The sequence below is a fragment of the Nocardia flavorosea genome, from assembly GCF_015477805.1.
Lineage (GTDB): Bacteria > Actinomycetota > Actinomycetes > Mycobacteriales > Mycobacteriaceae > Nocardia > Nocardia flavorosea_A.
Window position 1 is genome coordinate 381,767 of sequence record NZ_JADLQL010000005.1, and the last position, 21,460, is coordinate 403,226.

Annotated in this window: 24 protein-coding genes; 13 read left to right on the forward strand and 11 right to left on the reverse strand. The window is 67.9% G+C overall.

Annotated elements, in window-relative coordinates:
- The first annotated feature begins 40 nt into the window (after window positions 1-40).
- From IU448_RS23365 to IU448_RS23400, 8 genes are all read left to right on the forward strand, one after another.
- Window positions 41-823: a hypothetical protein gene (locus tag IU448_RS23365; RefSeq protein ID WP_195057793.1), complete on the forward strand. Its 783-nt coding sequence runs from the start codon at window positions 41-43 to the stop codon at window positions 821-823.
- Window position 824: 1 nt separating this feature from the next.
- The gene (locus IU448_RS23370; protein ID WP_195057794.1) at window positions 825-1,922 is read left to right on the forward strand and encodes a hypothetical protein; all 1,098 of its coding nucleotides are present in this window, start codon (window positions 825-827) and stop codon (window positions 1,920-1,922) included.
- Window positions 1,923-2,232: 310 nt separating this feature from the next.
- Window positions 2,233-3,711: a hypothetical protein gene (locus IU448_RS23375; RefSeq protein WP_195057795.1), complete on the forward strand. Its 1,479-nt coding sequence runs from the start codon at window positions 2,233-2,235 to the stop codon at window positions 3,709-3,711.
- Between the two features lie 76 nt (window positions 3,712-3,787).
- Entirely contained in the window at window positions 3,788-5,086 is a 1,299-nt protein-coding gene (locus IU448_RS23380; protein ID WP_280459107.1) for an AAA domain-containing protein, read from the forward strand.
- 46 nt (window positions 5,087-5,132) lie between these two features.
- Entirely contained in the window at window positions 5,133-6,449 is a 1,317-nt protein-coding gene (locus IU448_RS23385) for a S8 family peptidase (RefSeq protein WP_195057797.1), read from the forward strand.
- A 9-nt stretch (window positions 6,450-6,458) separates the two neighbouring features.
- Window positions 6,459-6,719, forward strand: coding sequence for a hypothetical protein (locus tag IU448_RS23390; protein ID WP_195057798.1), 261 nt, complete (start codon window positions 6,459-6,461; stop codon window positions 6,717-6,719).
- Window positions 6,720-6,802: 83 nt separating this feature from the next.
- On the forward strand, window positions 6,803-8,704 hold the full coding sequence (locus IU448_RS23395; protein ID WP_195057799.1) for a serine/threonine-protein kinase: 1,902 nt from the start codon (window positions 6,803-6,805) through the stop codon (window positions 8,702-8,704).
- 42 nt (window positions 8,705-8,746) lie between these two features.
- Window positions 8,747-9,907: an FAD-dependent monooxygenase gene (locus tag IU448_RS23400; protein ID WP_195057800.1), complete on the forward strand. Its 1,161-nt coding sequence runs from the start codon at window positions 8,747-8,749 to the stop codon at window positions 9,905-9,907.
- A 152-nt stretch (window positions 9,908-10,059) separates the two neighbouring features.
- On the opposite strand, the gene IU448_RS23405 is transcribed toward IU448_RS23400, so the two are convergent.
- The 5 genes from IU448_RS23405 to IU448_RS23425 all read right to left on the reverse strand — a co-directional run bounded on the left by IU448_RS23405 (window position 10,060) and on the right by IU448_RS23425 (window position 13,968).
- A complete protein-coding gene (locus IU448_RS23405; protein ID WP_195057960.1) occupies window positions 10,060-11,637 on the reverse strand; it encodes a polyamine aminopropyltransferase in 1,578 nt (525 codons plus the stop codon).
- A 38-nt stretch (window positions 11,638-11,675) separates the two neighbouring features.
- Window positions 11,676-12,101, reverse strand: coding sequence for a DUF350 domain-containing protein (locus tag IU448_RS23410; RefSeq protein ID WP_195057801.1), 426 nt, complete (start codon window positions 12,099-12,101; stop codon window positions 11,676-11,678).
- A gap of 41 nt (window positions 12,102-12,142) precedes the next feature.
- Window positions 12,143-12,568 (reverse strand): DUF4247 domain-containing protein, encoded by a 426-nt coding sequence (locus IU448_RS23415; protein WP_280459103.1) that lies wholly within the window; start codon window positions 12,566-12,568, stop codon window positions 12,143-12,145.
- A 49-nt stretch (window positions 12,569-12,617) separates the two neighbouring features.
- The gene (locus tag IU448_RS23420; protein WP_324188688.1) at window positions 12,618-13,202 is read right to left on the reverse strand and encodes a DUF4178 domain-containing protein; all 585 of its coding nucleotides are present in this window, start codon (window positions 13,200-13,202) and stop codon (window positions 12,618-12,620) included.
- A gap of 79 nt (window positions 13,203-13,281) precedes the next feature.
- Window positions 13,282-13,968: a class I SAM-dependent methyltransferase gene (locus IU448_RS23425; protein WP_228813946.1), complete on the reverse strand. Its 687-nt coding sequence runs from the start codon at window positions 13,966-13,968 to the stop codon at window positions 13,282-13,284.
- A gap of 100 nt (window positions 13,969-14,068) precedes the next feature.
- Between IU448_RS23425 and IU448_RS23430 the strand changes: the two genes are divergently transcribed.
- Both IU448_RS23430 and IU448_RS23435 read left to right on the forward strand, forming a co-directional pair.
- Window positions 14,069-14,623, forward strand: coding sequence for a TetR/AcrR family transcriptional regulator (locus IU448_RS23430; protein WP_195057802.1), 555 nt, complete (start codon window positions 14,069-14,071; stop codon window positions 14,621-14,623).
- A gap of 41 nt (window positions 14,624-14,664) precedes the next feature.
- Window positions 14,665-14,862 carry a helix-hairpin-helix domain-containing protein gene (locus IU448_RS23435; protein ID WP_195057803.1) on the forward strand — a complete coding sequence of 66 codons (198 nt, stop codon included), beginning with the start codon at window positions 14,665-14,667 and terminating at the stop codon, window positions 14,860-14,862.
- 25 nt (window positions 14,863-14,887) lie between these two features.
- Here IU448_RS23435 and IU448_RS23440 read toward each other — a convergent pair whose 3' ends face one another.
- The 3 genes from IU448_RS23440 to IU448_RS23450 form a co-directional block, all read right to left on the reverse strand.
- A complete protein-coding gene (locus IU448_RS23440; RefSeq protein WP_195057804.1) occupies window positions 14,888-15,190 on the reverse strand; it encodes a hypothetical protein in 303 nt (100 codons plus the stop codon).
- A gap of 227 nt (window positions 15,191-15,417) precedes the next feature.
- Complete coding sequence (locus tag IU448_RS23445) at window positions 15,418-15,633, reverse strand: DUF4287 domain-containing protein (protein ID WP_195057805.1); 216 nt, start codon at window positions 15,631-15,633, stop codon at window positions 15,418-15,420.
- A gap of 100 nt (window positions 15,634-15,733) precedes the next feature.
- Complete coding sequence (locus IU448_RS23450) at window positions 15,734-16,678, reverse strand: helix-turn-helix transcriptional regulator (protein WP_195057806.1); 945 nt, start codon at window positions 16,676-16,678, stop codon at window positions 15,734-15,736.
- A 93-nt stretch (window positions 16,679-16,771) separates the two neighbouring features.
- Between IU448_RS23450 and IU448_RS23455 the strand changes: the two genes are divergently transcribed.
- Complete coding sequence (locus IU448_RS23455; protein ID WP_195057807.1) at window positions 16,772-17,137, forward strand: VOC family protein; 366 nt, start codon at window positions 16,772-16,774, stop codon at window positions 17,135-17,137.
- A gap of 51 nt (window positions 17,138-17,188) precedes the next feature.
- Here the strand turns inward: IU448_RS23455 and IU448_RS23460 are convergent, their stop codons facing one another.
- Window positions 17,189-17,434, reverse strand: coding sequence for a Smr/MutS family protein (locus IU448_RS23460; RefSeq protein ID WP_195057808.1), 246 nt, complete (start codon window positions 17,432-17,434; stop codon window positions 17,189-17,191).
- Window positions 17,435-17,669: 235 nt separating this feature from the next.
- On the opposite strand from IU448_RS23460, the gene IU448_RS23465 reads away from it, so the two are divergent.
- Together IU448_RS23465 and IU448_RS23470 are read left to right on the forward strand one after the other, a co-directional pair.
- Complete coding sequence (locus IU448_RS23465; RefSeq protein ID WP_195057809.1) at window positions 17,670-19,148, forward strand: ABC transporter substrate-binding protein/permease; 1,479 nt, start codon at window positions 17,670-17,672, stop codon at window positions 19,146-19,148.
- Window positions 19,148-19,939 carry an amino acid ABC transporter ATP-binding protein gene (locus tag IU448_RS23470; protein WP_195057810.1) on the forward strand — a complete coding sequence of 264 codons (792 nt, stop codon included), beginning with the start codon at window positions 19,148-19,150 and terminating at the stop codon, window positions 19,937-19,939. Before IU448_RS23465 ends, IU448_RS23470 begins: the two co-directional genes overlap by 1 nt.
- A 342-nt stretch (window positions 19,940-20,281) precedes the next feature.
- Here the strand turns inward: IU448_RS23470 and IU448_RS23475 are convergent, their stop codons facing one another.
- Both IU448_RS23475 and IU448_RS23480 read right to left on the reverse strand, forming a co-directional pair.
- Window positions 20,282-20,479: a DUF397 domain-containing protein gene (locus IU448_RS23475; RefSeq protein WP_195057811.1), complete on the reverse strand. Its 198-nt coding sequence runs from the start codon at window positions 20,477-20,479 to the stop codon at window positions 20,282-20,284.
- Window positions 20,476-21,360 (reverse strand): helix-turn-helix domain-containing protein, encoded by an 885-nt coding sequence (locus IU448_RS23480; RefSeq protein WP_195057812.1) that lies wholly within the window; start codon window positions 21,358-21,360, stop codon window positions 20,476-20,478. The genes IU448_RS23475 and IU448_RS23480 overlap by 4 nt, the downstream gene beginning before the upstream one ends.
- Between the last annotated feature and the right edge of the window lie 100 nt (window positions 21,361-21,460).

The window sequence follows — 21,460 nt, forward strand, 5'->3', positions numbered from 1 at the left end:
TTACTGGACTTCCCTGGAATCGCGCCCTAGATTCTCCCCCATGCCCACCGCCGAGGCGCTCGAACAGCGCATAGCCGAGCTGCGCACACAGGTGCGCCGCGCCGCCGGATCCGGGGATCGGACGGCAGCGCGTCGGTTGCGCGCCGAATTACGTACCGCCGAAGCGGAATGGGACGCGGCAGTTCTCGGTACCCCCGCCCCCGCCGGCCCACCCCGGCAGCAATCGGGCGCGGTGCCGGTGCGCGAACACGTGCACCGCGCGCTCACCCTGCTCTCGGTACCGGCCGCTCCGAAGCTCGTACTGGCCGTACACGAAGCCTTCTTCTCGGGGGAACTGGTGGCGGCCCGGCTCACCAGCCTGCGCCGGGACGAGGAGCGGTCGTTCCGCGCGGCCCCGTACGCCCGCCCGTACTACGTCTGCGCGGCCCTCACCACCGATCTGCTGGCCCCGGCCCGCGGCCTGCTGGCGGTGAGCACCTGGCCGGCGGCGCAGCGTATGGTCGGGCCGCTGAGTCCGCGGGTGGACCTGCTCACCGCCGCGACCCGCCTGGCCCGGCATCTGGCCGAGCACGGCGATACCGCCGCGCGACAGCGGGTGCTGTGGCAGCTGGCGGTATCCATCCCGGGCGCCACCGACGGGACCGCGATCGACCCGGACGTGGTGCTGGCGGCCGCGGAACGCGAACTCGAGGTGCACAGAGAAGACGACATACAGCAGCGGGCCGACGCCGCGGAGCGGGCACAGCGGCAACTGGCGGATCCCGCGGCGCAATTGTTCGGCACACGGCTGGCCGTGGCCGGACGGCGAAGGAACGAGGCCTGAGATGACTCTTGCGCAGAAATCCCTGACCACCCGCCTGGACGAGCTGCGCGGCGCGGCCCCGGCCGGCCGCCACAATGCCCGCACCATCGCGGCACTCACCGCCAATCCGGGGTGCGCGCGCCGGGCGTTACTGGATGCCGCGGCGGTGGACAAAACCGTGATCGCCCGCGAACTCGGGTTTCCGCCGCAGTTCGGCCAATCGCCGTTCGCGATCACCCGCGGTAACTCGTTCGAGGCCATGGTGAAGGCACACGGCTGCGCCGAACTGCTCCGGTTGCTGCGGGAGGAACTCGGGCTGAGCATTCCCGAGGTGGGCTACCACGATCTCGCGACCGTGGGCGACAACGCCACCAACTCGATCCGCTATCAGCGCACGAAACAGCTACTCGGGCAGGCGTTGAGTTCGGGCCAGGGCACACTGTTCGACCACCCGATGCTGCGACTCGAGATCGCGGGCGCCACCGCATACCTGGAACCCGATGTGGTGGCGCTGCAGATCGGCGGGAAGTTCTATGTCGTGGAGATCAAATCGTTCGCCATCGTCGACGGCCAGGCCGATCCCACGCAGGTCGCCTCGGCGGCGCGGCAGTCGGCGGTATATGTCCTGGCGATGCGGGAACTCCTGCGCGACCTGGGGTATTCACCGGACGCCGTGGCGCACGAATCGATCCTGGTGGCCGCGCGGGATTTCACCAACCGTCCGGTGGCGGCGAAACTCGATCTCCGTAAACAGCTCGCGGTGATCGGGCGGCAGCTCTCCCGGCTCACCTCCATCGATTCCCTGCTGGACCTGGTGCCCGACGGTGCGTCGTTCACACCGGGTGAGGGGCTGGCGGACACCGTCTCGGCGATTCCGTCCCGGTACGCACCGGAATGCATGTCCAGCTGCGAATTGGCGTTCGCCTGCCGCGCCGAGGCCCGGGCGCAGGGGTCGGTGGATACGCTGGGCCGCGGAGTCTGCGACGACCTCGGCGGGATCGACAATCTCGACACCGTACTGGCGCTCGCCGAGGGCACCCTCGAGCCGGCCCCGGAGCATGCCGATATCGCCGAGATGCTGCGCCAGGCACATGCCCTGCGACTCGAGGTCGCAGGATGAGGGGGGCACGCCCAGCGGCGGCAGTGCCGCATAACCACACAGCCCCCCAGCTCACCCCCATAGGCCCCGGCCTGAATGGGCAGCAACCGAGGGCGGCGATACCTCACCACGCGACACCCCGGCTCATCGTCACCCGTCCCATGAGCGAGACGCCGGCAGCGTCGCGTAACCACGCCGGCCCCCCGCTCACCGTCCCCGGGCATGGTATGACCGAGTCGGGCCCGGAGGTGGTAGCGCGGCATCACTACAGAGCGGTCCCGTTCATCGCCACCGAATCGAGCATGCGTGGGTCGGGCCCGGAGGCGGCGGTATGAGTGTGCTGAGCGCGCTCGCCAAGGCGACCGCGGCGCGGACCGGTCGCGCCGAACCCATTGCGGCCCGGCGGCACTACCACCTCGCGGACCGTCCGCTGGTGCTCGTGCCACTGCGGCTGGCCGGTGAGGCCGCCGCACCGCTGGCGGTGATGCTCGGTACGGCGCCGGAGGATTCGACGGTGCTGATCGTGGCGCAGCCGCGCGACCGGATCCTGCGCCTGCGTTTCATCGAACAGCTGGCCGACCGCGTCCTGCCGTATATTTCGGCGTTCTGCGAGAACGCCGAGGAACTGACGGTCAAATCGACCGGCGAGACCTATCTGCGCTACCTCGATGCCCCGCAACTGCTGGTGCCCAATCTCGGTGGTGTGCAGTTCCTGCGGTTGCTGGGCCGCTCGGTGCGATTCCATCGCACCGAGGGCGAGAACGCCGTCCCGGAATCGCTACCGCTGCTGGGGCGCTGGCTCACCTGGTTCGGTGATCGCTCGGATTTCCCGGGATCCAGTGTCTGCCTGGCGATGACCTCGGTGCTCACCGCGCATTGGGCGTCGGGGCAGTCCGCGCTGGAGGATGCGAATCTGGCCGCCCTGCTCGGCTGGATCGACCCGCCCGCCGGGCTCACCGGCGCCCAGGCCGCCGCCCTCGCCGAGGATCCGCTCGCCGCGCCGCCCGCCGGTCCCGCCACCGACCCCGGATTCGACAACGAGGAACTGGCACCGCTGATCGCCGCCTACGACAGTGCCGAACACGAATGGGCGAAAGTCATTGCCGCCGAACGGCTCGAGCAGGCGTTGCGGGGCCAGGTGGAACCGACCTGGCGGCTGATGTGGCGGGCGGTGGAGCTGCTGCGCGAACTGCCCGAAGGCGCCAGCGTGGACCGGCGCTGGACCGACGACCGGTCGGCTTTCTCCTGGTTCGTCTCCGATATTCCGGAGGGCTACCCGCAGGCCCGGCGCGACTCCGCCGTCTCGGCGACCCGGCGGCTGCTCAAACAGGAACAGGCCCTCGACACCTTCCAGGCCCAGCGGGCGTTCGACGATCCGCGGGTACTGATCGAATACCGGCTCGTCGGCGAGGCGTTCCAGGGCACTGTCGTCGAGTCCGAACCCGAGCGGCGGGCGAAACCGAAATCGCGGGAGGTCCCGCGGCCCTATGTCTGGGTGCACACCACCGATCCGTTCCGCGGCCGCGTCGGCGAAACGTTGTTCCGGATCGACCGGCCCGCTCAGAAAGCCGAAGTGGTCGCGGTCGCCGACGATGTGGTCCAGCTGGAGCTGGTGAGCGGTATGGGTCAGGGCAAGAACCCGGCTGTGGGCAGCGTGCCCGAAGAGGGCGACCCGATCGGTTTCGCCCGCTTCTCCCCCAGCGGATTCGGCGGGCCGCCCGCCAAGCTCCCGCCGCGCGAGGAGACACCGTGGACGCACGGCGGACCCCCGCCCGACCCGTCGGCCGAACATGTGGAGGAGTGGTCGTGAGCGAGCGACAGCGAGTGAACCATCAGCGCGGCGCACAAGTACGCACGACGAAACCGAGCACAGCCGAGGCGCGGTCGTGAGCACAGCCGACGCGGTGATCGGCGCGATCCTCACCGATCTCGACAACACCGCGCACCGGGCGCTGGTGGTGGATTCCCCGCCCGGTGCCGGAAAGTCCACGCTGGTGGTACGCGCCGCCCGGCAGCTGGCCGCCGCCGACGACGAGCAGCGGATGATCGTCGCACAGACCAACGAACAGGTCGACGACCTCATCGACCGGCTCGCCACCGCCGACCCCGAACTGCGGATCGGGCGCCTGTCGGCCGGCGACTACCGGCCCAGCGCCCGGATCGACCGCGAGAATGTGGATGTCGCCACCCGCCCCGCCGACCTGGAACGCTGCGCCATCGTGATCGGCACGGCCGCGAAATGGGCCACGCTGGACGAAGGCCGCTGGTCGTATGCGATCGTCGACGAGGCGTATCAAATGCGCTCGGATATGTTGCTGCGCATAGCCAACCGCTTCGAACGCGGGCTGTTCGTGGGTGACCCCGGCCAGCTCGACCCCTTCGCCACCGTCGATTCCGACCGGTGGGCGGGCCTGTCCTGGGATCCGACCATGAGCGCGGTCGCGGTGATGCTCAACCACAACGACGGTATCCCGGTGCATACGCTGCCCGTGTCGTGGCGGCTCCCGCCCTCGGCGGCGTCGGTGGTATCCGCCGCGTTCTATCCGTTCGCCCCGTTCGAGGCCGGGACCCGGCCGGAGCAGCGGCGGCTGGAATTCGGCACCCGCGGGCTGCGTGGGCCGGTGGACGAGGTACTGGACGAGGCCGCCGCCCACGGCTGGGCCTACTACGAACTGCCCGCCCGGCACACCCTGCGCACGGACGGCGAAGCGGTCGCCGCCATCGCCGACCTCACCTGCCGGTTGCTGGAACGCGGCGGTATCGCCCATTCCGAACAGGGCACCAGGGAAGTCGATGCGACCCGGATCGCCGTCGGCACCGCGCACCGCGATCAGGCCCAGGCGGTGCGGGATGCGCTGGCTCCGACGATCGCCGCCGAGGTCACCGTCGATACAGCCAACCGGTTGCAGGGCCGCGAATACGATGTCACGGTCATTCTGCATCCGCTGTCGGGCCGCCGCGACGCGGGTGCGTTCCATCTGGAGGCCGGGCGGCTGTGTGTGCTGGCGTCACGGCATCGGCACGCCTGTATCGTCGTCGGCCGCCGCGGGATCGACGAACTGCTGGACGCGCACCCGTCCGCCGAACCCGTCTACCTGGGAGTACCGGTGAAATTCCCGGACGGCTGGGAGGCCAACCAGGCCGTGCTCGACCGGTTGGCCGCCCACCGCATCCCGGCACGCTGAACGGGCCCGATTGCCATGTCCGCGGTCGCGAGGCACCATTGCGGGCATGCGAGTCGTGATCGAGCTTCGCCCCTCTCCTGAAATCCTCTCCACGGCAAGCGGATCCGCCGCCGGTATATCCGCCACCGAGCTCACCGGCGAACTGCCCGGATTCGTTCTCGACTCCGGTTTCTCCCCGGTCACCCTGCCACCGGCGGCACAGGCGGTGGCCGATACCGCGCAGCCGGGCACCGGCTCGTACCTGGTACGCGGGGAAATCCCGGACGGAGACCGGGCCGCCCGCGAGGCGCTGGCCGGTTCCGCCGGGGTGACCGGGGTTTTCGCGGACCCGGTGATCGAACCGGTCCGCACCTGTGGTGACGACGGTGCGGTGGGCGATTGGAACACGGTCGCCGAACTGCTGGGTCGCGTGGAACTCACCGCGGCCGGGCTCACCGGCGAGGGTGTGGCGGTGGCCGTGCTCGATTCCGGGATCAACGCGGCGAAAGTGCGGGCGGCGAGCGGCGCCGAGATCACGATCGATCCGGCCCGCAGCTGGAATCCGGCCGGAGTAACCGGTACGGCCGGCGAGTTCGCGGTGGGCCACGGCACCATGTGCGCCTTCGACGCGCTCATCGCGGCCCCGCGCGCGACCTTCCTCGATATCCCGCTGCTGCAGAGTTCCCGGACCGGCGGCAGTGAGATGGACGGTCTGCTCTCCGATGCCCTGGCCGCCTTCGCGTATCTGCGCACCGTGCTCACCCAGCAGCCCGCGGAGCGCCGGGCGCTGGTGGTCAGCAACAGCTGGGGTGCGTTCTCACCGCAGTGGGATTTCCCGGTCGGCGACCCGGGCAACTATTCCGACAATCCCGGCCACCCGTTCAATGTCATCGTCGGATCACTGGATGCGGCGGGCGCCGATATCCTCTTCGCCGCCGGTAACTGCGGACGCGACTGCCCGGACGGACGCTGCGCCTACCCCGAGCGGCCCATCACCGGGGCGAATTCGCATCCGAACGTCTTATCGGTGGCGGGTGTCGATACCGGCGGGCAGCGGGTGGGGTATTCGTCGCAGGGCCCGGGCCGGCTGGCCGACCGCAAACCCGATATCTGTTCCTACACCCATTTCCTCGGCTCCACCGCCTTCGGCGCGGAGGTGCCCGACACCGGTACCTCGGCGTCCTGCCCGGTGCTGGCCGGTGTGGTCGCCGCGTTCCGGACGAAATGGCCGGCCACGCGGATCCCACCGGCCCGCCTACGCGAGCTGCTGCACCGCACCGCGGCCGACCGGGGTGGCGCGGGATTCGATCACGATCACGGGTACGGCGTCGCCGAACCCCGGGCATTGCTGGCCGAACTCCAGAAGGCGGCCACCCGGGCGTAATCTGGTCTGGTGCTGCTGCTGACCATCGATCTGCCCCGGGATTGGGTGCTGGCCGACGCACTGCGCGCCCTGGACCTCGCCGAGGACGAGGTCGACTGCGAATACGGGCTCATCGCGCTCGACCCCGACGCCGGCCGTTTCGCGCTGCGGGTCGCCGACGCGGCGGCGGCCCGGCTGACAGTCTCGGGCGTGGCTCGTGTGTTCGCCGATCCACCGATCGGATCCGGCACCGCCGACGCCCCTCCGGACGAACCCGGAAACATTGAATAACCAGCTATTTCATCGGATTTCACGGACGTTCCCGGCACGTACGGGGTGCTGTGAACGGTCACAGGATGTGGTATCCGTTGCTCGTGGAAGGAACACCGTTCGGCCGTTACCGGCTGCTCGATCTGCTCGGCGCCGGGGCCATGGGGGAAGTGCACCGCGCCTACGACACCGGAACCGACCGGCTGGTGGCGGTGAAAGTCCTCGCGCGCGAGTTCGCCCACGACGCCCTGTACCGTAAACGTTTCCAGCGGGAAGCCCAGGTGGCGGCCCGGCTGGCCGAACCACATATCGTGCCGATCCACGATTTCGGCGAGATCGACGGCCGCCTGTTCCTCGATATGCGGCTGGTGCAGGCGCCCAATCTGGCCGAACTGCTCGCGGAACGGGGCCGATTGGACGCCGGCGAATCGGTCGAGGTGATCGCCCAGGTCGCTGCGGCACTGGATGCGGCGCACGCCGAAGGACTCGTGCACCGGGATGTGAAACCGTCCAATATCCTGGTCACGCCGCAAAGTTTCGCCTATCTGATCGATTTCGGGATCGCGCGTAGCGAGGAGGACACCACCGTCACCACCACGGGCGCGGTGATCGGCACCTTCGCCTATATGGCCCCGGAACGGCTCGCGGACGACGCGTCGGGCGCCCGCTCGGATGTGTACTCGCTGGCCTGTGTCCTCTACGAATGCCTGGTGGGCGCCAAGCCCTACCGCGGCGAGAGCATGCAACGCCAGATCGCCGCGCACCTCAACGACCAACCGCCGCTGCCGTCGACCGCGGGACTGCCGCGACCGTTCGATGCCGTCATCGCCAAAGGTATGGCCAAGAATCCCGCCGACCGCTACGAAACCGCGGGTGAACTGGCGGCCGCTGCCCGGGCCGCCCTGTGGGAGCCACCGACCGCACCGTCGCCGGCCGGGCACAAACCGCTCACGCCGGCGGTGCCGGCTCCGACTCCACTCCCCGCCACACCGGACCCGGGTGGCCCGGCGGCCGGGGACCCATTTACTGCTTCGGCTGCGCCGGTGGACCCGCTTCCGGTTACCCCCGCAACCGGGATCCCGCAACCAGTCTCGACCGTGCCCGCCGACCAGCATCCAGTTCCGGTCGCACCCGGGGACCCGCTTCCGGTCTCGGCCGCAACCGGGTATCCGCAACCAGTCTCGACCGTGCCCGCCGACCAGCATCCGGATCCGGCCGCACCCGGGGACCCGCTTCCGGCTACGGCCGCAGCCCAGGATTCGCAACCGGCTTTTACTGTGCCAGTTGACCAGTCTCCGTTTTCGGCCGCGTCCGGGGACCGGCCTCCGGCTATGGCCGGGGACCCGGCTCCGACGCCCCGTCCGCCGTGGCGGGCGATTGTCGTGATGTCCGTGCTCGGTCTCGCCGTCGCCGGAACCTCGGCGCTCGCCCTCACCCGTGACGACAGCACGCTGGTCACCGAGACACCCGGAACAACGCTCCCGGTGACGAGCCCGGTCATCCGAGTCCCGGACTCGACCACCCTCCACTCGGAAATCCCGGAACCAGCACACCGTCCCGCGCCACCGGTTTCGGTTACGGAATCGGTGCCGGTCACCTCGGTGATGCCGGGCGCGCCGGCGGTGGAACCGGTTCCGGCTCCGGTGCGGCCCGAACCGGATGCGCAACCCAGCACTACCTCGTCTCCGCCGGAGACGACGACGCCACCACCGGCCACCACCACGACGACCGAACCCACGAAAACCACGGAAACCGAAACGACGACGCCGGTGACGACAACGCCGGAAACAACCACGGCGGAGACGACGACGCCGGAAACCACGGTGACCACGACCGAAGAAGAAGGTGAGGAAGTGTCGGAAGACGGCAGCACTGCCCCCACCGGGGGTGCCGACGCCACCGGCAACACCATCGCGACTTCGTCCGCCGTCGACCCCGTCGACGACGCGACCGCACCCTCGACGGAAACCACAGCCCAGCCCCGGACCGCCACGCCCGGGACATAATCGAGCCCGGACGGGCAATGGAGCCCGATACGGGAGGTGGCTATGAACGGCGGATCGGGCGGAGAGCGGCGGCGGGCCGTCGTGGTCGGCGCCGGAATCGCGGGGCTCACCGCGGCCGTCGCGTTGCGGCAGCGCGGCTGGCAGGTCGAGGTCCTCGAACGGGCCGGTACGGTCGGGCCGGCCGGGTCCGGGCTGAGTCTGTGGCCCAACGGTTTACGCGGGCTGGATATGATCGGCGCCGGACCGGCCGTCCGGGAGCAGGCGCTGTCGGCCACCGAAGCGGGGATGCGCGACCCGTCCGGCCGATGGCTGGCCCGGACCGACGTTTCCGGCGTCCGGGAACGCTACGGCGATCTGGTGATGATCCACCGGACCGATCTCTTCGAGATCCTGCGCGGTGCGCTCGGGGACGAACCGCTCCGGCTGGGCGCGGCGGTGGAGTCGGTGCAAGCCACCAGCGGCGGTGTCCTGGTCCGGCACAGTCGCGGCAGCTCCGAGGCCGACGTTCTGCTCGGGGCCGACGGCATCAACAGTACGGTCCGGGGGTTGCACTGGCCCGATGCCGCACCACCGGCCTACGCGGGTTACACCGCCTGGCGTTCGATCGTCCGGCCCGGCACACCCGTCTGTTCCGGCGGCGAAACCATCGGGCGGGGCGAGCGTTTCGGTATCGCCCCGCTGCGGGACGGCCGGGTGTACTTCTACGGCTCCGCCACCCTGCCCGCGGACGCCGGCAGTCCGGGCGGCGAACTCGCCGAGCTCCGCCGCCGGTTCGCCGGATGGCACGAACCCATCCCGGATCTGCTCGCCGCCGCCGATCCGGCGACGCTACTGCGGCACGATATCTACGAACTTCCGCGGCTGGGCACCTACGTCCGGGGGCGTATCGCACTCCTCGGGGACGCCGCCCACGCCATGACGCCCAACCTGGGCCAGGGCGCGAATCTGGCGATCGAGGACGCGGTCACCGTGGCGGCTCTGCTCGACCGGAACCGGGATATCCCGTCCGCCCTCACCGAATACGACCGGGTCCGGCGGGCCCGGGTCGAACCGTTGCAGCGGTTGTCGCGCCGGATGGGTACCGCGCTGCAGATGTCCTGGCCACCGGCGGTGGTGATACGGGATGTGGTCGTGCGGTTGACTCCGATGCGAACGGCGCTGCGAGGCTTGGCGCCCGTGTTGGATTGGCGACCGCCCAGCTGAATCCGCGCGTTCGCCTTCACAGCGGGTAACGCAGCAGCCCGGAGGCAGACCGCAGTTGCCCGGTCACGGCGGTTCGCCGAGCACGCCGCGGCTCGATCCCTTCGATCGACGGGGCCGCGGTATCGCGGGCCCGATCCGATGGTGGCCGGGCGCTACACCCATTCCTTGCGCGCCAGGTCCAGGATCACCGGGTGCATCAACGTGGAGGGTTGTTCGCCGGTATCGCGGCGGTCCGGCGCGAAAACCGTTGCCGCCTGCAGGCTGGTTTCGTCGATCGACCGCAGCGGGGCCGGTGGGTCGAGGCGCAGTTGCGGTGCCGGGTCGCGGGTGGCGAGCAGGAAACCCCAATCGCCGAAGCTCGGCACGTCCACGTGGTAGGGCAGCACGGTCAACCCCGACGTGCGAACGGTCGCCGCGATACACCAGTAGGAGTGCGGGGCGAAGAACGGTGAACCCGCCTGCACCACCATGGTGGCCTCCGGGGCCAGCACCCGGGCGGCCATCGCGTAGAACTCGGTGGAGTAGAGCTTGGCGATGGAGGTCTGATCGGGGTCGGGCAGGTCGACGATCACCGCGTCGTAGTCGGAACGGGCGGTGCGTAGCCAGGTGAACGCGTCGGCGGTGACCGTCCGGACGCGCGGGTCGGCGAAGGCGTTCCGGTTGAGTTCGGTGAGCCGGCGGTCGGTGCGGGCGAGGTCGATCATGGCCGGATCCAGTTCGACCAGGGTCACCGTGCGGACATCCGGATACTTCAGGATCTCGCGCAGGGCGAGCCCGTCACCGCCACCGACGACCAGCACGTCCGCCCGGTTCCCGGCGAGCGCGGGATGCACCATCGCCTCGTGGTAGCGGTACTCGTCCACCGACGAGAACTGCAGATCGCCGTTGAGGAACAACCGGGTATCGCGGGTACCGAACGGCGATATCGATTCGGTGAGCACGATCTTCTGGTACTCGGTCTGCTGCTGCCAGACGATCGGCGCCGCGAACAGTGCCTGCTGAGCGGTGGCTTCGAACCGGTCGGCGTAGATATAGCTGCCGATCAGAACGCCCGCGACGAGCAGCGTGACCATGCCGAAAGTCGCCTTCACCAGATGCGACAGATCGGCGCGGAACCAGATGAACACCAGCGCCAACCCGGCCAGCGCGTTCACCACACCCACGATGAGACTGCCGCGGATCTGCCCGAAAACCGGCAGCAGCAGGAACGGGAACGCCAGACCACCCAGCAGCGCGCCCACATAGTCGGCCGCGAACAGATCGGCGACCGCGCTGCCCGCCTCCTGTTTCCGGATGCGCTGCAACAGTTCCATCAGCAACGGGATTTCGGCGCCCACCAGGGCGCCGATCACGCACGATGCCAGCACCAGCGCCGCGGTGTAGAGGTTGAGCCAGGCATAGGCGGCGTACAGGGCCAGCACCGACAATCCGCCGACCAGTGCCAGCGCGATCTCCACCGCCAGGAACGCCGGCGCGGCCAGATGCCGCAGCGGTTTCGCGGCCAGCGCACCCACGCCCATCGCGCACACCATCACGCTGAGCGTGATCGAGGCCTGGGTGGCGGTATCGCCGATCAGATAACTGCCCAGCGTCACCAGGGACAGTTCATATACCAGACCGCAGGCCGCGCAGACGAAAACAGTGAGGAGCAGGGCTATCCGGGCGAACCGCCCCGGAACACCCGGCTGTTGCGCCGCGGATCCGGTCGCCGGGGTGCCGCCGGGCTCCACCGGCGGCTGTTCAGCTGTCAGGGTGCTCGCCGACACCTTTACGTAAGGGCGGCGGCGACCACGCCGGCGACCGCGAGATGCACCGCGGCGCTCACCCACACCCCGGGATGCAGTTCGTGTTCGTTCACCACGCCCCGGAATTCGCCGGGCGTGGCGAAGTCCAGTAGCAGGAACGCCAGCCCCATCGCGACCAGCCCGATGACCCCGTAGACGGCACTCGAGATCAGCGCCTGCCCGATCGCCCCGGCGGAGGTCCAGATGGCGGTGGCGACGATGATGCCGACGCCGAGCATATTCGCGGCGACCAGCAGGGCGGCGTTGCGGTTGCGGTCCACCCAGATCTGATGGCGCAGGTTACCGGGTGTGAGGACATCCACCAGGACGAACCCGAGCACCATCAGGACGATACCGAGGCCGGAGTAGGCGGCCGCGGCCCCGGCGTTCGCGGGCAGGTCTTGGAGCATTCTTTCCTCCTGGAAGGGGTCGGTAGGACGCGCGGTGGTGGCTATTTTCCGTCGCCGGGACCGCCGCCGCGGAAGCCGCTGTTGGTGCTGGGCCAGCCGAAGACGCTGACATAGGAGTGGTGGCGCCGGTAACCGTTGCGGTAGTCGTCGACCAGGATCTTCGTTCCGGAACCATTCGGGGATACCGCGATGATGTCGTCACGGTATTGCAGGAAGGTCATCGGCCCACTCGAACGCCGGTCCAGTGGCCGCGCCGCCCGGGTGATCTCGTCGGCGACCGCACCCGGCTGTTTGTTCGCGGTATACGCCCGGCCGTCGTTCTTCTCGTCGAGTTTCGGGGCCCGGGTGTAGTGGGAGCTGATGTAGGAGCGTGCTCCCCTGCTGTCGTCGTCATCGGACCCGCATCCGGACAGCACGCAGACGAGGACCGCGCAGACAGCAGCGATCACCCAGGATTTACGACTCACAGAAAACCTTCCCCCGTCTGGTACCCGGCCCGTCCGGTAATGCAGCTACTCAAGACGGCGATTGCGGATAGATCATAATCGCGCTGCGGTAGACGACCTGGCCGATTGCCGCTTCCTTCTTCCCCGAATCCCCGAAATCCTCGAACGACAGGCGGGTTCCGTCCGCGGCGAGATAGTCGTGATAGGCGACCGTCCCGGACGGGGTCAGCCCGGTGGTCGCCTCCCCGATGTAGCGGGCGGTACCCGACTCCTCCAGCCGGAACCGCTTCCCGTCGTGTTCGAGCTCGTCACCGCCGGGTGCCGGAATACCCGGCGTCTCCGTCCACAACACCAGCTCGAGCTCGGGATCCTCCTCCACCGACAACCATTTGCGGACACCCCCGGCGTTGTCCAGCAGATGCTCGCTCCACTGGTAGCCGCCCTCTTTCAACCGCAGCGAACCGCGCACGGTGAAGGTTTCGCCGAAGATATCGACGATATCGCCGGCTTTCAACGCCCGCGGGTCACCGCGTAGCGCATCGGAATCCTTGTCGGCGAACGGGTCGACCGGCCCGGACGGCGCGGCCGGCGCACTCCGGCGCCGGATGAGCAGATATGCGACGATGCCCGCCACGACGAGTACCACGATCAACACGACGATCCACAGTGCGGTGATGGCTGCCTCCCTCCGGCGGTCTCAGCGGAGACTAGCATTCACACCCCCGGCCCGCCGCTCACCGCGGTGGACGGTCCGGAGAATGCGGTTTCGACGCCGTCGAGATCCCCGCCATATGACGACCCGCGATATATCGGAGATCGGTGAACCCGGCCGCGCGTAGCGACGGCGTGTAGCGCCGGATATCGATCTCCGCGAAGGGGTCCGCGCCATGGTGCCGAGCCGAGCGGCTGAACAGAAACCGCATCCACCTGGTGGGGCGGGCGTCGACGAGCAGCAGCCTGCCGCCCGGACGCAGGACTCGCCACATCTCGGCGACCGCGGCTTCGCGGTGTTCTCCGGGAATGTGGTGCATGACAAATGTGCATGTCACCACGTCGACGGAGGCATCGGGCAGCGGCAGCGCCTGCGCGGGGGCCTGGATATATCGGTGGTTCGGATGCACGTCACGGCGGCGGTTGTAGTCGACCGCGGCCGCCGACGGGTCGATACCGGCCACAGTGCCCTGCGGCCCGACCGCCGCGCCCAGTGCGCGAACGAGTTTCCCGGGTCCGCAGCCGATATCGACGGCAGCGTTTCCGGGCGCGGCGCCACTGGCCTGCACGAGCTCGGCGAGCAACCGGCGATGCCGGCCCAGGAACCATACGGCGGTGAAGAGGTTGTATCGCCGCAAACCCTCGATGACCAGGCCGGTGTCGGGCGCGTCGACGAACATCGGGCTGTGCGTGCGCGGATCTGATGTCATGGTTCGATCGTCGCCACCGCTGCCGTTGTCGACCAGAATCAGATATGCCCGATCTGTACGTTTGCGGACAGGTCCGGCGGAACTGTCCACGAGGAAACCCATGAGCATCCCCGACCGCCGCGTCCGGCGAACGCGCGAAGCCCTGCACCGCGCCCTTATCGAACTGATGATGGAACGCGCCTACGACCGCATCGGTGTGAGCGATGTGATCAGGCGAGCGGACGTCGGGCGCTCCACCTTCTACGCCCACTACCGTGACAAGGACGATCTCCTCGTGGTGAGCTGCGGCGAACACCTGCGCCAGGAGATCGCCCGCTCCCCCGGCCGCGGCCGCTGGGCGCCGGTTCGGGTGATGATCGGCCTGGCCGCCCGTTATCCACAGGTGTATGAACCGTTGATCGGGCCCAGGGCCTCAGCGACGGCGCTGCGCGGATATCGCAGCAGTGTGGCCGCCATCCTGCGCGAACATCTCGACGCACAGGATGGCCCCCGCACCGACGACCTCACCGTGACCACACTGTCCTGGGCAGTTGTCGGCCTGCTCACCGCGGTCACCGACCGCGCGAACCCGGTCGCGCCGGAACTCGCCTGGCGCCTCTTCGAGGCGGTCTGCCGCGGCGCGCGGTCACGACCTCCTCTGATACCGGAACGCTGACAAAGCTTCGGGATTCGATGCTCACGGTGTAGTTTCGCGTGATGAGCAGCGCGCAGGACCGTGGCCCGGTCTTCGACGGGGTGAAAATCGGCCGCCCGGCGACCGGTGCGCTGCTCGACGCCGGCTATCGGACGCTCGCCGACCTGCCGAAACTTCTGGACGAACTGCTCACGCTGCACGGTGTGGGACCGCGGGCGGTGCGGTTGCTGGATGCGGCGCGGCGCGGCGAACCCGGCTGAGATCGCTTCCTGCAGCGCGGCCGGGTCAGTCGCAGCGGCGGCCGAGGTCGGGCCAGGGTGGGCGGCGCAGGATCGCGAGGCCGGTGATCACGGCCGCGAGCAGGCCGATCAGCTCGCCCATGAATGCGATCCGGTTGAAATCCACGGCGGGAACCCATGTCGCCGCACCGTCGCGGACGACGAATACCCCGGCGGGCCGCAGTACCGGGCCGAGCACACCGCGGCGGGCTACCGTGATGACTATCGCGCCGTCGGCCGTCTCGAACGGTTCACCGTAGACCGGTGTGGGCTCGGCCATGCCGAGTCCCAGTCGTTCTCGAATCGCCATGGAGTGCGCCCCAATCCCTCGTGACCGTGTACCGCCATCGTGTGCGGCGAAGCCTACGACGGGACTCGGGGACACCACAGCATTTCCGCAGCGTAGATATTCACCGATACGGCCCGATACGGCAATCGGATACCACGGCCGGGCGGATGACCGAGAGCGGATGCGGTTGCTCCGCAGCACCCCTCGTGCGCTTCGGCCGACTCGCCCGGCCGGCCGTCGACAATCCGTCAGGCGGCCCATTTCTCAGGATGCAGGTGATGCTGGGTGAGCGCGTTGGCGTGCCCGTGGCCGAAACCGTGCTCGGTTTTCAGGTATTCGACGAGCTCTTTGTGCGACGTCAACCCGGAATCGCGCAAGGCGGCTTTCCACTCCTCGATGGTGCGGCCGTACTTCGCCTCGATGGACGGGAAGTAGGACGCGGGGCCTTTCGCCTGTGCCGCCATATTCGGTCTCCTTGCTCCACAACAACGTTCCAGCCATTGGACGGGGTGCCGGCCGGAAACTCGTCGGCGACAACCTGTGACCTGCGACACACACGGATATTCACCGGTACTGCCGCAGCATCGCCTCCGTCAGCTCGCGGATCCGTTCGCGTGCCTCCGGCGGTCCGGTCACGATGAAATCGTCGGCGAACTGCAGAAGCTGGCGGACATCCTCGACCACCCGGCAGGCCACACCGATACGCACCCGGCCATCCGCTTCCGGCGACAGGACCGTCAATCGAGTGCCGAGGATCCGTTTCGCGCGTTCCAGCTGGACGGCCGTCAGTTCGCCCTCGATCCGGACGGCTCCCGCGTTCTCCCAGCCCGCCGAAAGCTCCGCGGCCACCGCCGGCAAGGTCGCGCCGGCCCGCAGCCGCCTGGGTGTACGCAGCGCGCGCCAGCCGGCGATCCGTTCCAGCGAGTACAGGCGCGGCCGAGCCGATCGGTCGGCCACGAGATACCACCGGCCGCCCTTGGCCAGTAGCCCGTAGGGGTCGACGACCTGCCAGGTGGCCTCGGTCTCGTCCGACCGGCGGTAGGCGACCCGCAACCGGACACCGCGTCGCAGATCGCCCACCAGCTCCGCCGGGCCGATTCCCGTGCCGGGCGGCCCGAACCACGGCCGGTTGTCCGTGGTGACCACCGCATGCACCGGCAACAGATTCTCCGGGCGCCCCCGCCCCGGCGCCACCTTGCTCCTCGCCCGCCGTCCGTCGATCCCGCCGCCGAGTTGATCGCGTTGCGCATCGTCGAGCCCGGACAATGCGAGATGGTCACGTTCGGCCGGGGTCAGCCGGGCGAGGTCGAGCGCGCCACCGGGCAACAACGTCACCCCACCCCATCTCCCCCGCCGGACCAGTATCGGGAACCCGGCGTCCTGCAGCCATTGCACATCCCGGAACACCGTCCGCACCGATATGCCCAGTTCGGCGGCTAGATCGGTGGTGGTGACGGTTTCCCGCGACTGTAGGGCGATCAGCAGGGAAAAGAAGCGATCCGGCGTCATACCGGAACATTCTTCCGAAAACCTGCCGGAACCTGTCAGGTATGGCAGCGAATCTCGTCTGGTCCACAACAACGGCAAGAGGAGAACACCCCCATGACCACACCGAACATGTTCATCGTCTATGTCCGCGACGCGGCCGCCGCCGCCCGCTTCTACGGCGATCTGTTCGAGATGAAGCCTGTTTTCGAAACCCCACGCTTCATCGCCTTCGACCTCGCCGGCGGCATCCAGCTCGCCGTGTGGAGCGGTGTCGACGAGAGCTTCTCCTTCTCCGGGCCTCGTACGACCGAACTCTGCCTCACCCTGCCCGGTGGCCGCGAGGAGATCGACAGCCATTTCCGGAAATGGGTCGATAAAGGCGTCGATATCGTCACCGAACCCTACGACGAGGTCTTCGGCCGGACCTTCGTGGCCGCCGACCCCGACGGCAACCTGATTCGCGTCGCCCCGGTGGACTGAGGCACGGTGTGGCGCCGGAGATGCCGGCGCCACACCGACCATCACAAGGCTCTATACGAAGTACACGAGCACCCGGCCGGCATTGCCCGGATCAGCCTCTCGACGCACATAGAGCTTCTTTACATGTTTTTGATCCAGAAAGGTCAGAACGCGGGCTTTGAGTTGCCCGGATCCCTTTCCTGGGATTATTTCCGCGACCGGCGCACCGGAGCCGGCGGCGCGGATGAGAAACTGCCGCATCGCATGATCGATATCGCGATTGTTACGAAAAATGGGATGCAGGTCCAAACTGAGCACGAGACACGTCCTACATGCGGAAACTCCAGTGACGTAGCAATATACCGCTGCACAGCAACGCCCTCTCACCACCAGCACCCACTGTTGGAAATGGCTGCGATTCGCCGGGTCGGGAACCGTTGCAAGACCGAGCGTTCCCGTATCGCGAGAGGCGACCCGGACCTGTGCTCCGTTTCGCACTACGCTCTTTGTCCAGTGCCGGATGCCGGTTCCGGTCGATACGAGGGGATCGCCGATGCGACACGTGCTCAGAGCAGTGGTGCTGTCTCTGCTCCTGGGGCTCGCCGCGGCTACACAGGTAGGCGTGGTGACGGCGCAGGAACCCGGCCCGCCGGTGGTGAAGGTCGGTACCGAGGGCACCTATCCACCGTTCTCGTTCCATGATCCGGGCGACCGGCAGCTCACCGGCTACGACATCGAGGTGGTCCGGGCGATCGCCGACCGGGCCGGATGGGAACTCGAATTCGTCGAAACACAATGGGACGCGGTCTTTCCCGCCCTGGATTCCGGGCGGATCGATGTCATCGCCAACCAAGTCTCGGTCAACGACGAACGCCGCGCGAAGTACGGACTGTCCGACCCCTATACCTATTCGCGTGGCGTGATCGTCCGGCGTTCCGGTGACGAGCGGATCCAAACCCTGAACGATCTGGCCGGGCGCACGACCGCACAGTCCAGCACCAGCAACTGGGCTCAGGTCGCGCGGGACGCCGGCGCTCATGTCGAAGCGGTGGAAGGGTTCGCGCAGGCGGCGGCGCTGCTCACGCAGGGCCGGGTCGACGCGATCGTCAACGACAACATCGCCGTACTCGACTATCTCGCCAGCACCGGGGCCACGGATATCGAGATCGTCGGGGATGCCGGCGAGGAGACCAGCGAGCAGGTCCTCGCCTTCCGCAAGGACGACACGGCCCTGCTCGACCAGGCGAACCGGGCACTCGACGCGCTGGCCGCCGATGGGACGCTCGCCGCCATCTCACAGAAGTACTTCCAGGCCGATGTGTCGATACCCGACGGCGGCACCGCCGACCTGTCCCAGGGGCGCGGACCCCGCAGCACCTGGGAGGTGTTACGCGGGGCGGCGTGGCCGATGTTCGTCGGCCTGGTGAAGGTGACGATCCCGCTGACCGCGCTGAGTTTCGCCATCGGGCTCGCGCTCGCGCTGCTGGTCGCGCTGGCGCGGATATCGTCGCATCGGCTGCTCGCCGCGCCGGCCCGGGCGTTCATCTCCATCATCCGCGGCACGCCGCTACTGGTGCAGCTGTTCATCGTCTTCTACGGACTGCCGCAGATCGGGTTGAAGTTCGATCCGTTCCTCGCGGCGGTGATCGCGTTCAGTCTCAATGTGGCCGGTTATGCGGCCGAAGTGATCCGGTCGGCGATTCTGGCGGTGCCGAAGGGACAGTTCGAGGCGGCGGCGACCGTCGGTCTCGGATATGCGCAGACGCTACGCCGTATCGTCCTACCGCAAGCGACCAGAACGGCGGTGCCACCGCTGTCCAACACCCTGCTCTCACTGCTGAAGGACACCTCGCTGGGTTCGGTGGTGCTGTTGACCGAACTGTTCCGCGAGGCCCAGCTCGCGGCGGCCGAGAGCAACGATTTCCTCGCCCTGTATACGTTCGCCGCGCTCTACTACTGGGTGATCTGCGCGGCCCTCTCCGCCGCGCAGAAACGACTGGAGACCCGACTCGACAGGTATGTGGCCAAATAATGACCGACACCACTGAGCACAACTCCGAACCCGCGCGGATCCGGGTGCGCGGCCTGGAGAAGTCCTTCGGCGACCGGCAGGTGCTGCGCGGCCTCGACTTCGAATCCCGCCGCGGCACCTCCACCGTCCTGCTGGGCCCGTCGGGGTCGGGCAAAACCACCGTGCTGCGCTCCCTCAACGCCCTCGATATCCCCGAACGCGGGGTGATCGGCATCGACGACGTCGAGATCGACTTCGCCCGGCTGCCCCGCGGCCGGGCCGGGCGCCGGGAAGCGAGCCGGTTACGCGCCCAAAGCGGAATGGTCTTCCAGTCGCACAACCTCTTTCCGCACCGCACGGTGCTGGAGAACATCATCGAAGGCCCCGTCGTCGCCCAGCAGCGGCCCCGGGAGGAAGCCGTCACCACGGCCCGGACCCTGCTGGATCAGGTCGGGCTCGGCGACCGCGCGGACGCCTACCCCTTCGAGCTGTCGGGCGGCCAGCAGCAGCGCGTCGGAATCGCCCGCGCCCTCGCCCTGAAACCGCAAGTCGTGCTGTTCGACGAACCGACCTCGGCACTCGACCCCGAACTGGTCGGCGAGGTACTCGCGGTGATCAAAGACCTCGCCACCCAGGACTGGACGATGGTCATCGTCACCCACGAAATCCGCTTCGCCCAGCAGGTAGCCGATCAGGTCCTGTTCCTCGACGACGGCGCCATCGTCGAACGTGGCCCCGCCGACCAGGTGATCGGCGACCCCCGCGAAGAACGAACCCGCCGCTTCCTCAAACGCATCCTCGACCCCGGGTAGGTTGGCCGCATGCCTGCGGTCGAGTCGGTTGTTTTCGATATCGGTGAAACGCTCCTCGACGACACCCGCGAGTTCGGCGCGCGAGCCGACTGGATCGGCGTTCAGATCGATCCGGGCTCTCCGGTGGCCGTGAATCGAACGACCGGCAGGCGGATCAGTTCGAGGAACTCGGCCAGGTTCTCGGTGACCTTTCGAATTCGCCACTGAAAGAGGCTGCGCCCGAGCCGTCGTGGGCGGAGCGAGAGAAGAGACAGCCACCGAAACTGCCTGACTGGCTGTTGCACCTATGGAACGACGGCCCGCACTCCATGGCGGAGCACGGGCCGTCGCTGAAAAGGTTCGTCAGAAGTCGCCATGGCGCAATGCGCCGGTGAAGGCATCCCATTCATCAGCGGCAAATGCCAGCGCCGGGCCAGTAGGGTTCTTGGAGTCGCGGACACCGACCTCTCCACCGCGCAGGTGCGCTACCTCGACACATTCCTTACTCGCACCGCTGCGGCTGCTCTTGAACCAGCGAGCCCCGGACATGTCCACGTTCATACAAACTCCTTCGCAAGATCCCGGAACTTCTTCCGGCTGTCCTGTCCGTCCAAGGCGACACCCCGGATGACCTGGTACGCATCACGGTACCGGCGCACCGTTAGTGGTTTATCGGCGTATAGGTCTCCGGTGAAACCTTCTACATAGACCACCGGCGGCTCGACCTGATTTCCCTTCCCGCCCGGCCCGAAATCCAGGATGATGAACGACCCGATCTGGTCACCAGTGGGATAGCCCGCCGCGAACGGCAGCATTCGGATGCTTATGTTCGGTCGAGTACTCAGGTCGGCGATCGCCTTGAGCTGGGCGCTCATGACCGTGCGAGATCCGACGGCCCGCCGCAAAGCTGCTTCATGCAACACCACGTTGTACTGCACCGGCCGAATCGAGCGTTTCAGTAGGGCTTGGCGTTTGATACGCATCTGCACGCGACGATCGATCTCGGCAGCGCTACGGTTCGGGTGCCCGGTCCGAATCAGCGCTCGTGCGTAGTCAGCCGTTTGCAGCAAACCTGGCACCAGTTCGGATTGGTAAACAGTCAGCTCGGTAGCAACCGTCTCGAGCCCGACATACACATCGAAGTTCTCCGGAATCAGATCCCCATAGGAATGCCACCATTCCTCTGTATTTGCCTGCCGCGCAAGTCCGACCAGCGCTTCGGCCAACTCCGGCTCCGCGTCGTAGATCCGGCACAGCTCACGCACGTCCACATCGCGGACTTTGTCCACATGCCCCTTCTCCACCCGCTGCAACATGCTGGGGCTCCACTGGAGCAGTTCCGCCGCCGTGGCGATCGTGTATCCCGCCCCTGTGCGCAGCTCGCGTAGGTGCCGCCCCAACTGTCGTCGCGGAACCGTCGAACCCGCTGATGAACCTGACATCGAACACGCCCTCCCTCTGTCACGATGAATTGCCCCGGCATTCACAGTAATCGGTGCTCAGCGGCTATGGACAAGTTCGCTTGAATATTCACCGAGGTTA

Excerpts from the sequence above, each read along its gene's own strand:
- IU448_RS23365 (WP_195057793.1), top strand. The coding sequence starts at position 41 with ATGCCCACCGCCGAGGCGCTCGAACAGCGCATAGCCGAGCTGCGCACA.
- IU448_RS23370 (WP_195057794.1), top strand. The coding sequence starts at position 825 with ATGACTCTTGCGCAGAAATCCCTGACCACCCGCCTGGACGAGCTGCGC.
- IU448_RS23375 (WP_195057795.1), top strand. The coding sequence starts at position 2,233 with ATGAGTGTGCTGAGCGCGCTCGCCAAGGCGACCGCGGCGCGGACCGGT.
- IU448_RS23385 (WP_195057797.1), top strand. The coding sequence starts at position 5,133 with ATGCGAGTCGTGATCGAGCTTCGCCCCTCTCCTGAAATCCTCTCCACG.
- IU448_RS23400 (WP_195057800.1), top strand. The coding sequence starts at position 8,747 with ATGAACGGCGGATCGGGCGGAGAGCGGCGGCGGGCCGTCGTGGTCGGC.
- IU448_RS23410 (WP_195057801.1), bottom strand. The coding sequence starts at position 12,101 with ATGCTCCAAGACCTGCCCGCGAACGCCGGGGCCGCGGCCGCCTACTCC.
- IU448_RS23425 (WP_228813946.1), bottom strand. The coding sequence starts at position 13,968 with ATGACATCAGATCCGCGCACGCACAGCCCGATGTTCGTCGACGCGCCC.
- IU448_RS23430 (WP_195057802.1), top strand. The coding sequence starts at position 14,069 with ATGAGCATCCCCGACCGCCGCGTCCGGCGAACGCGCGAAGCCCTGCAC.
- IU448_RS23435 (WP_195057803.1), top strand. The coding sequence starts at position 14,665 with ATGAGCAGCGCGCAGGACCGTGGCCCGGTCTTCGACGGGGTGAAAATC.
- IU448_RS23440 (WP_195057804.1), bottom strand. The coding sequence starts at position 15,190 with ATGGCGATTCGAGAACGACTGGGACTCGGCATGGCCGAGCCCACACCG.
- IU448_RS23445 (WP_195057805.1), bottom strand. The coding sequence starts at position 15,633 with ATGGCGGCACAGGCGAAAGGCCCCGCGTCCTACTTCCCGTCCATCGAG.
- IU448_RS23450 (WP_195057806.1), bottom strand. The coding sequence starts at position 16,678 with ATGACGCCGGATCGCTTCTTTTCCCTGCTGATCGCCCTACAGTCGCGG.
- IU448_RS23455 (WP_195057807.1), top strand. The coding sequence starts at position 16,772 with ATGACCACACCGAACATGTTCATCGTCTATGTCCGCGACGCGGCCGCC.
- IU448_RS23465 (WP_195057809.1), top strand. The coding sequence starts at position 17,670 with ATGCGACACGTGCTCAGAGCAGTGGTGCTGTCTCTGCTCCTGGGGCTC.
- IU448_RS23470 (WP_195057810.1), top strand. The coding sequence starts at position 19,148 with ATGACCGACACCACTGAGCACAACTCCGAACCCGCGCGGATCCGGGTG.
- IU448_RS23475 (WP_195057811.1), bottom strand. The coding sequence starts at position 20,479 with ATGAACGTGGACATGTCCGGGGCTCGCTGGTTCAAGAGCAGCCGCAGC.
- IU448_RS23480 (WP_195057812.1), bottom strand. The coding sequence starts at position 21,360 with ATGTCAGGTTCATCAGCGGGTTCGACGGTTCCGCGACGACAGTTGGGG.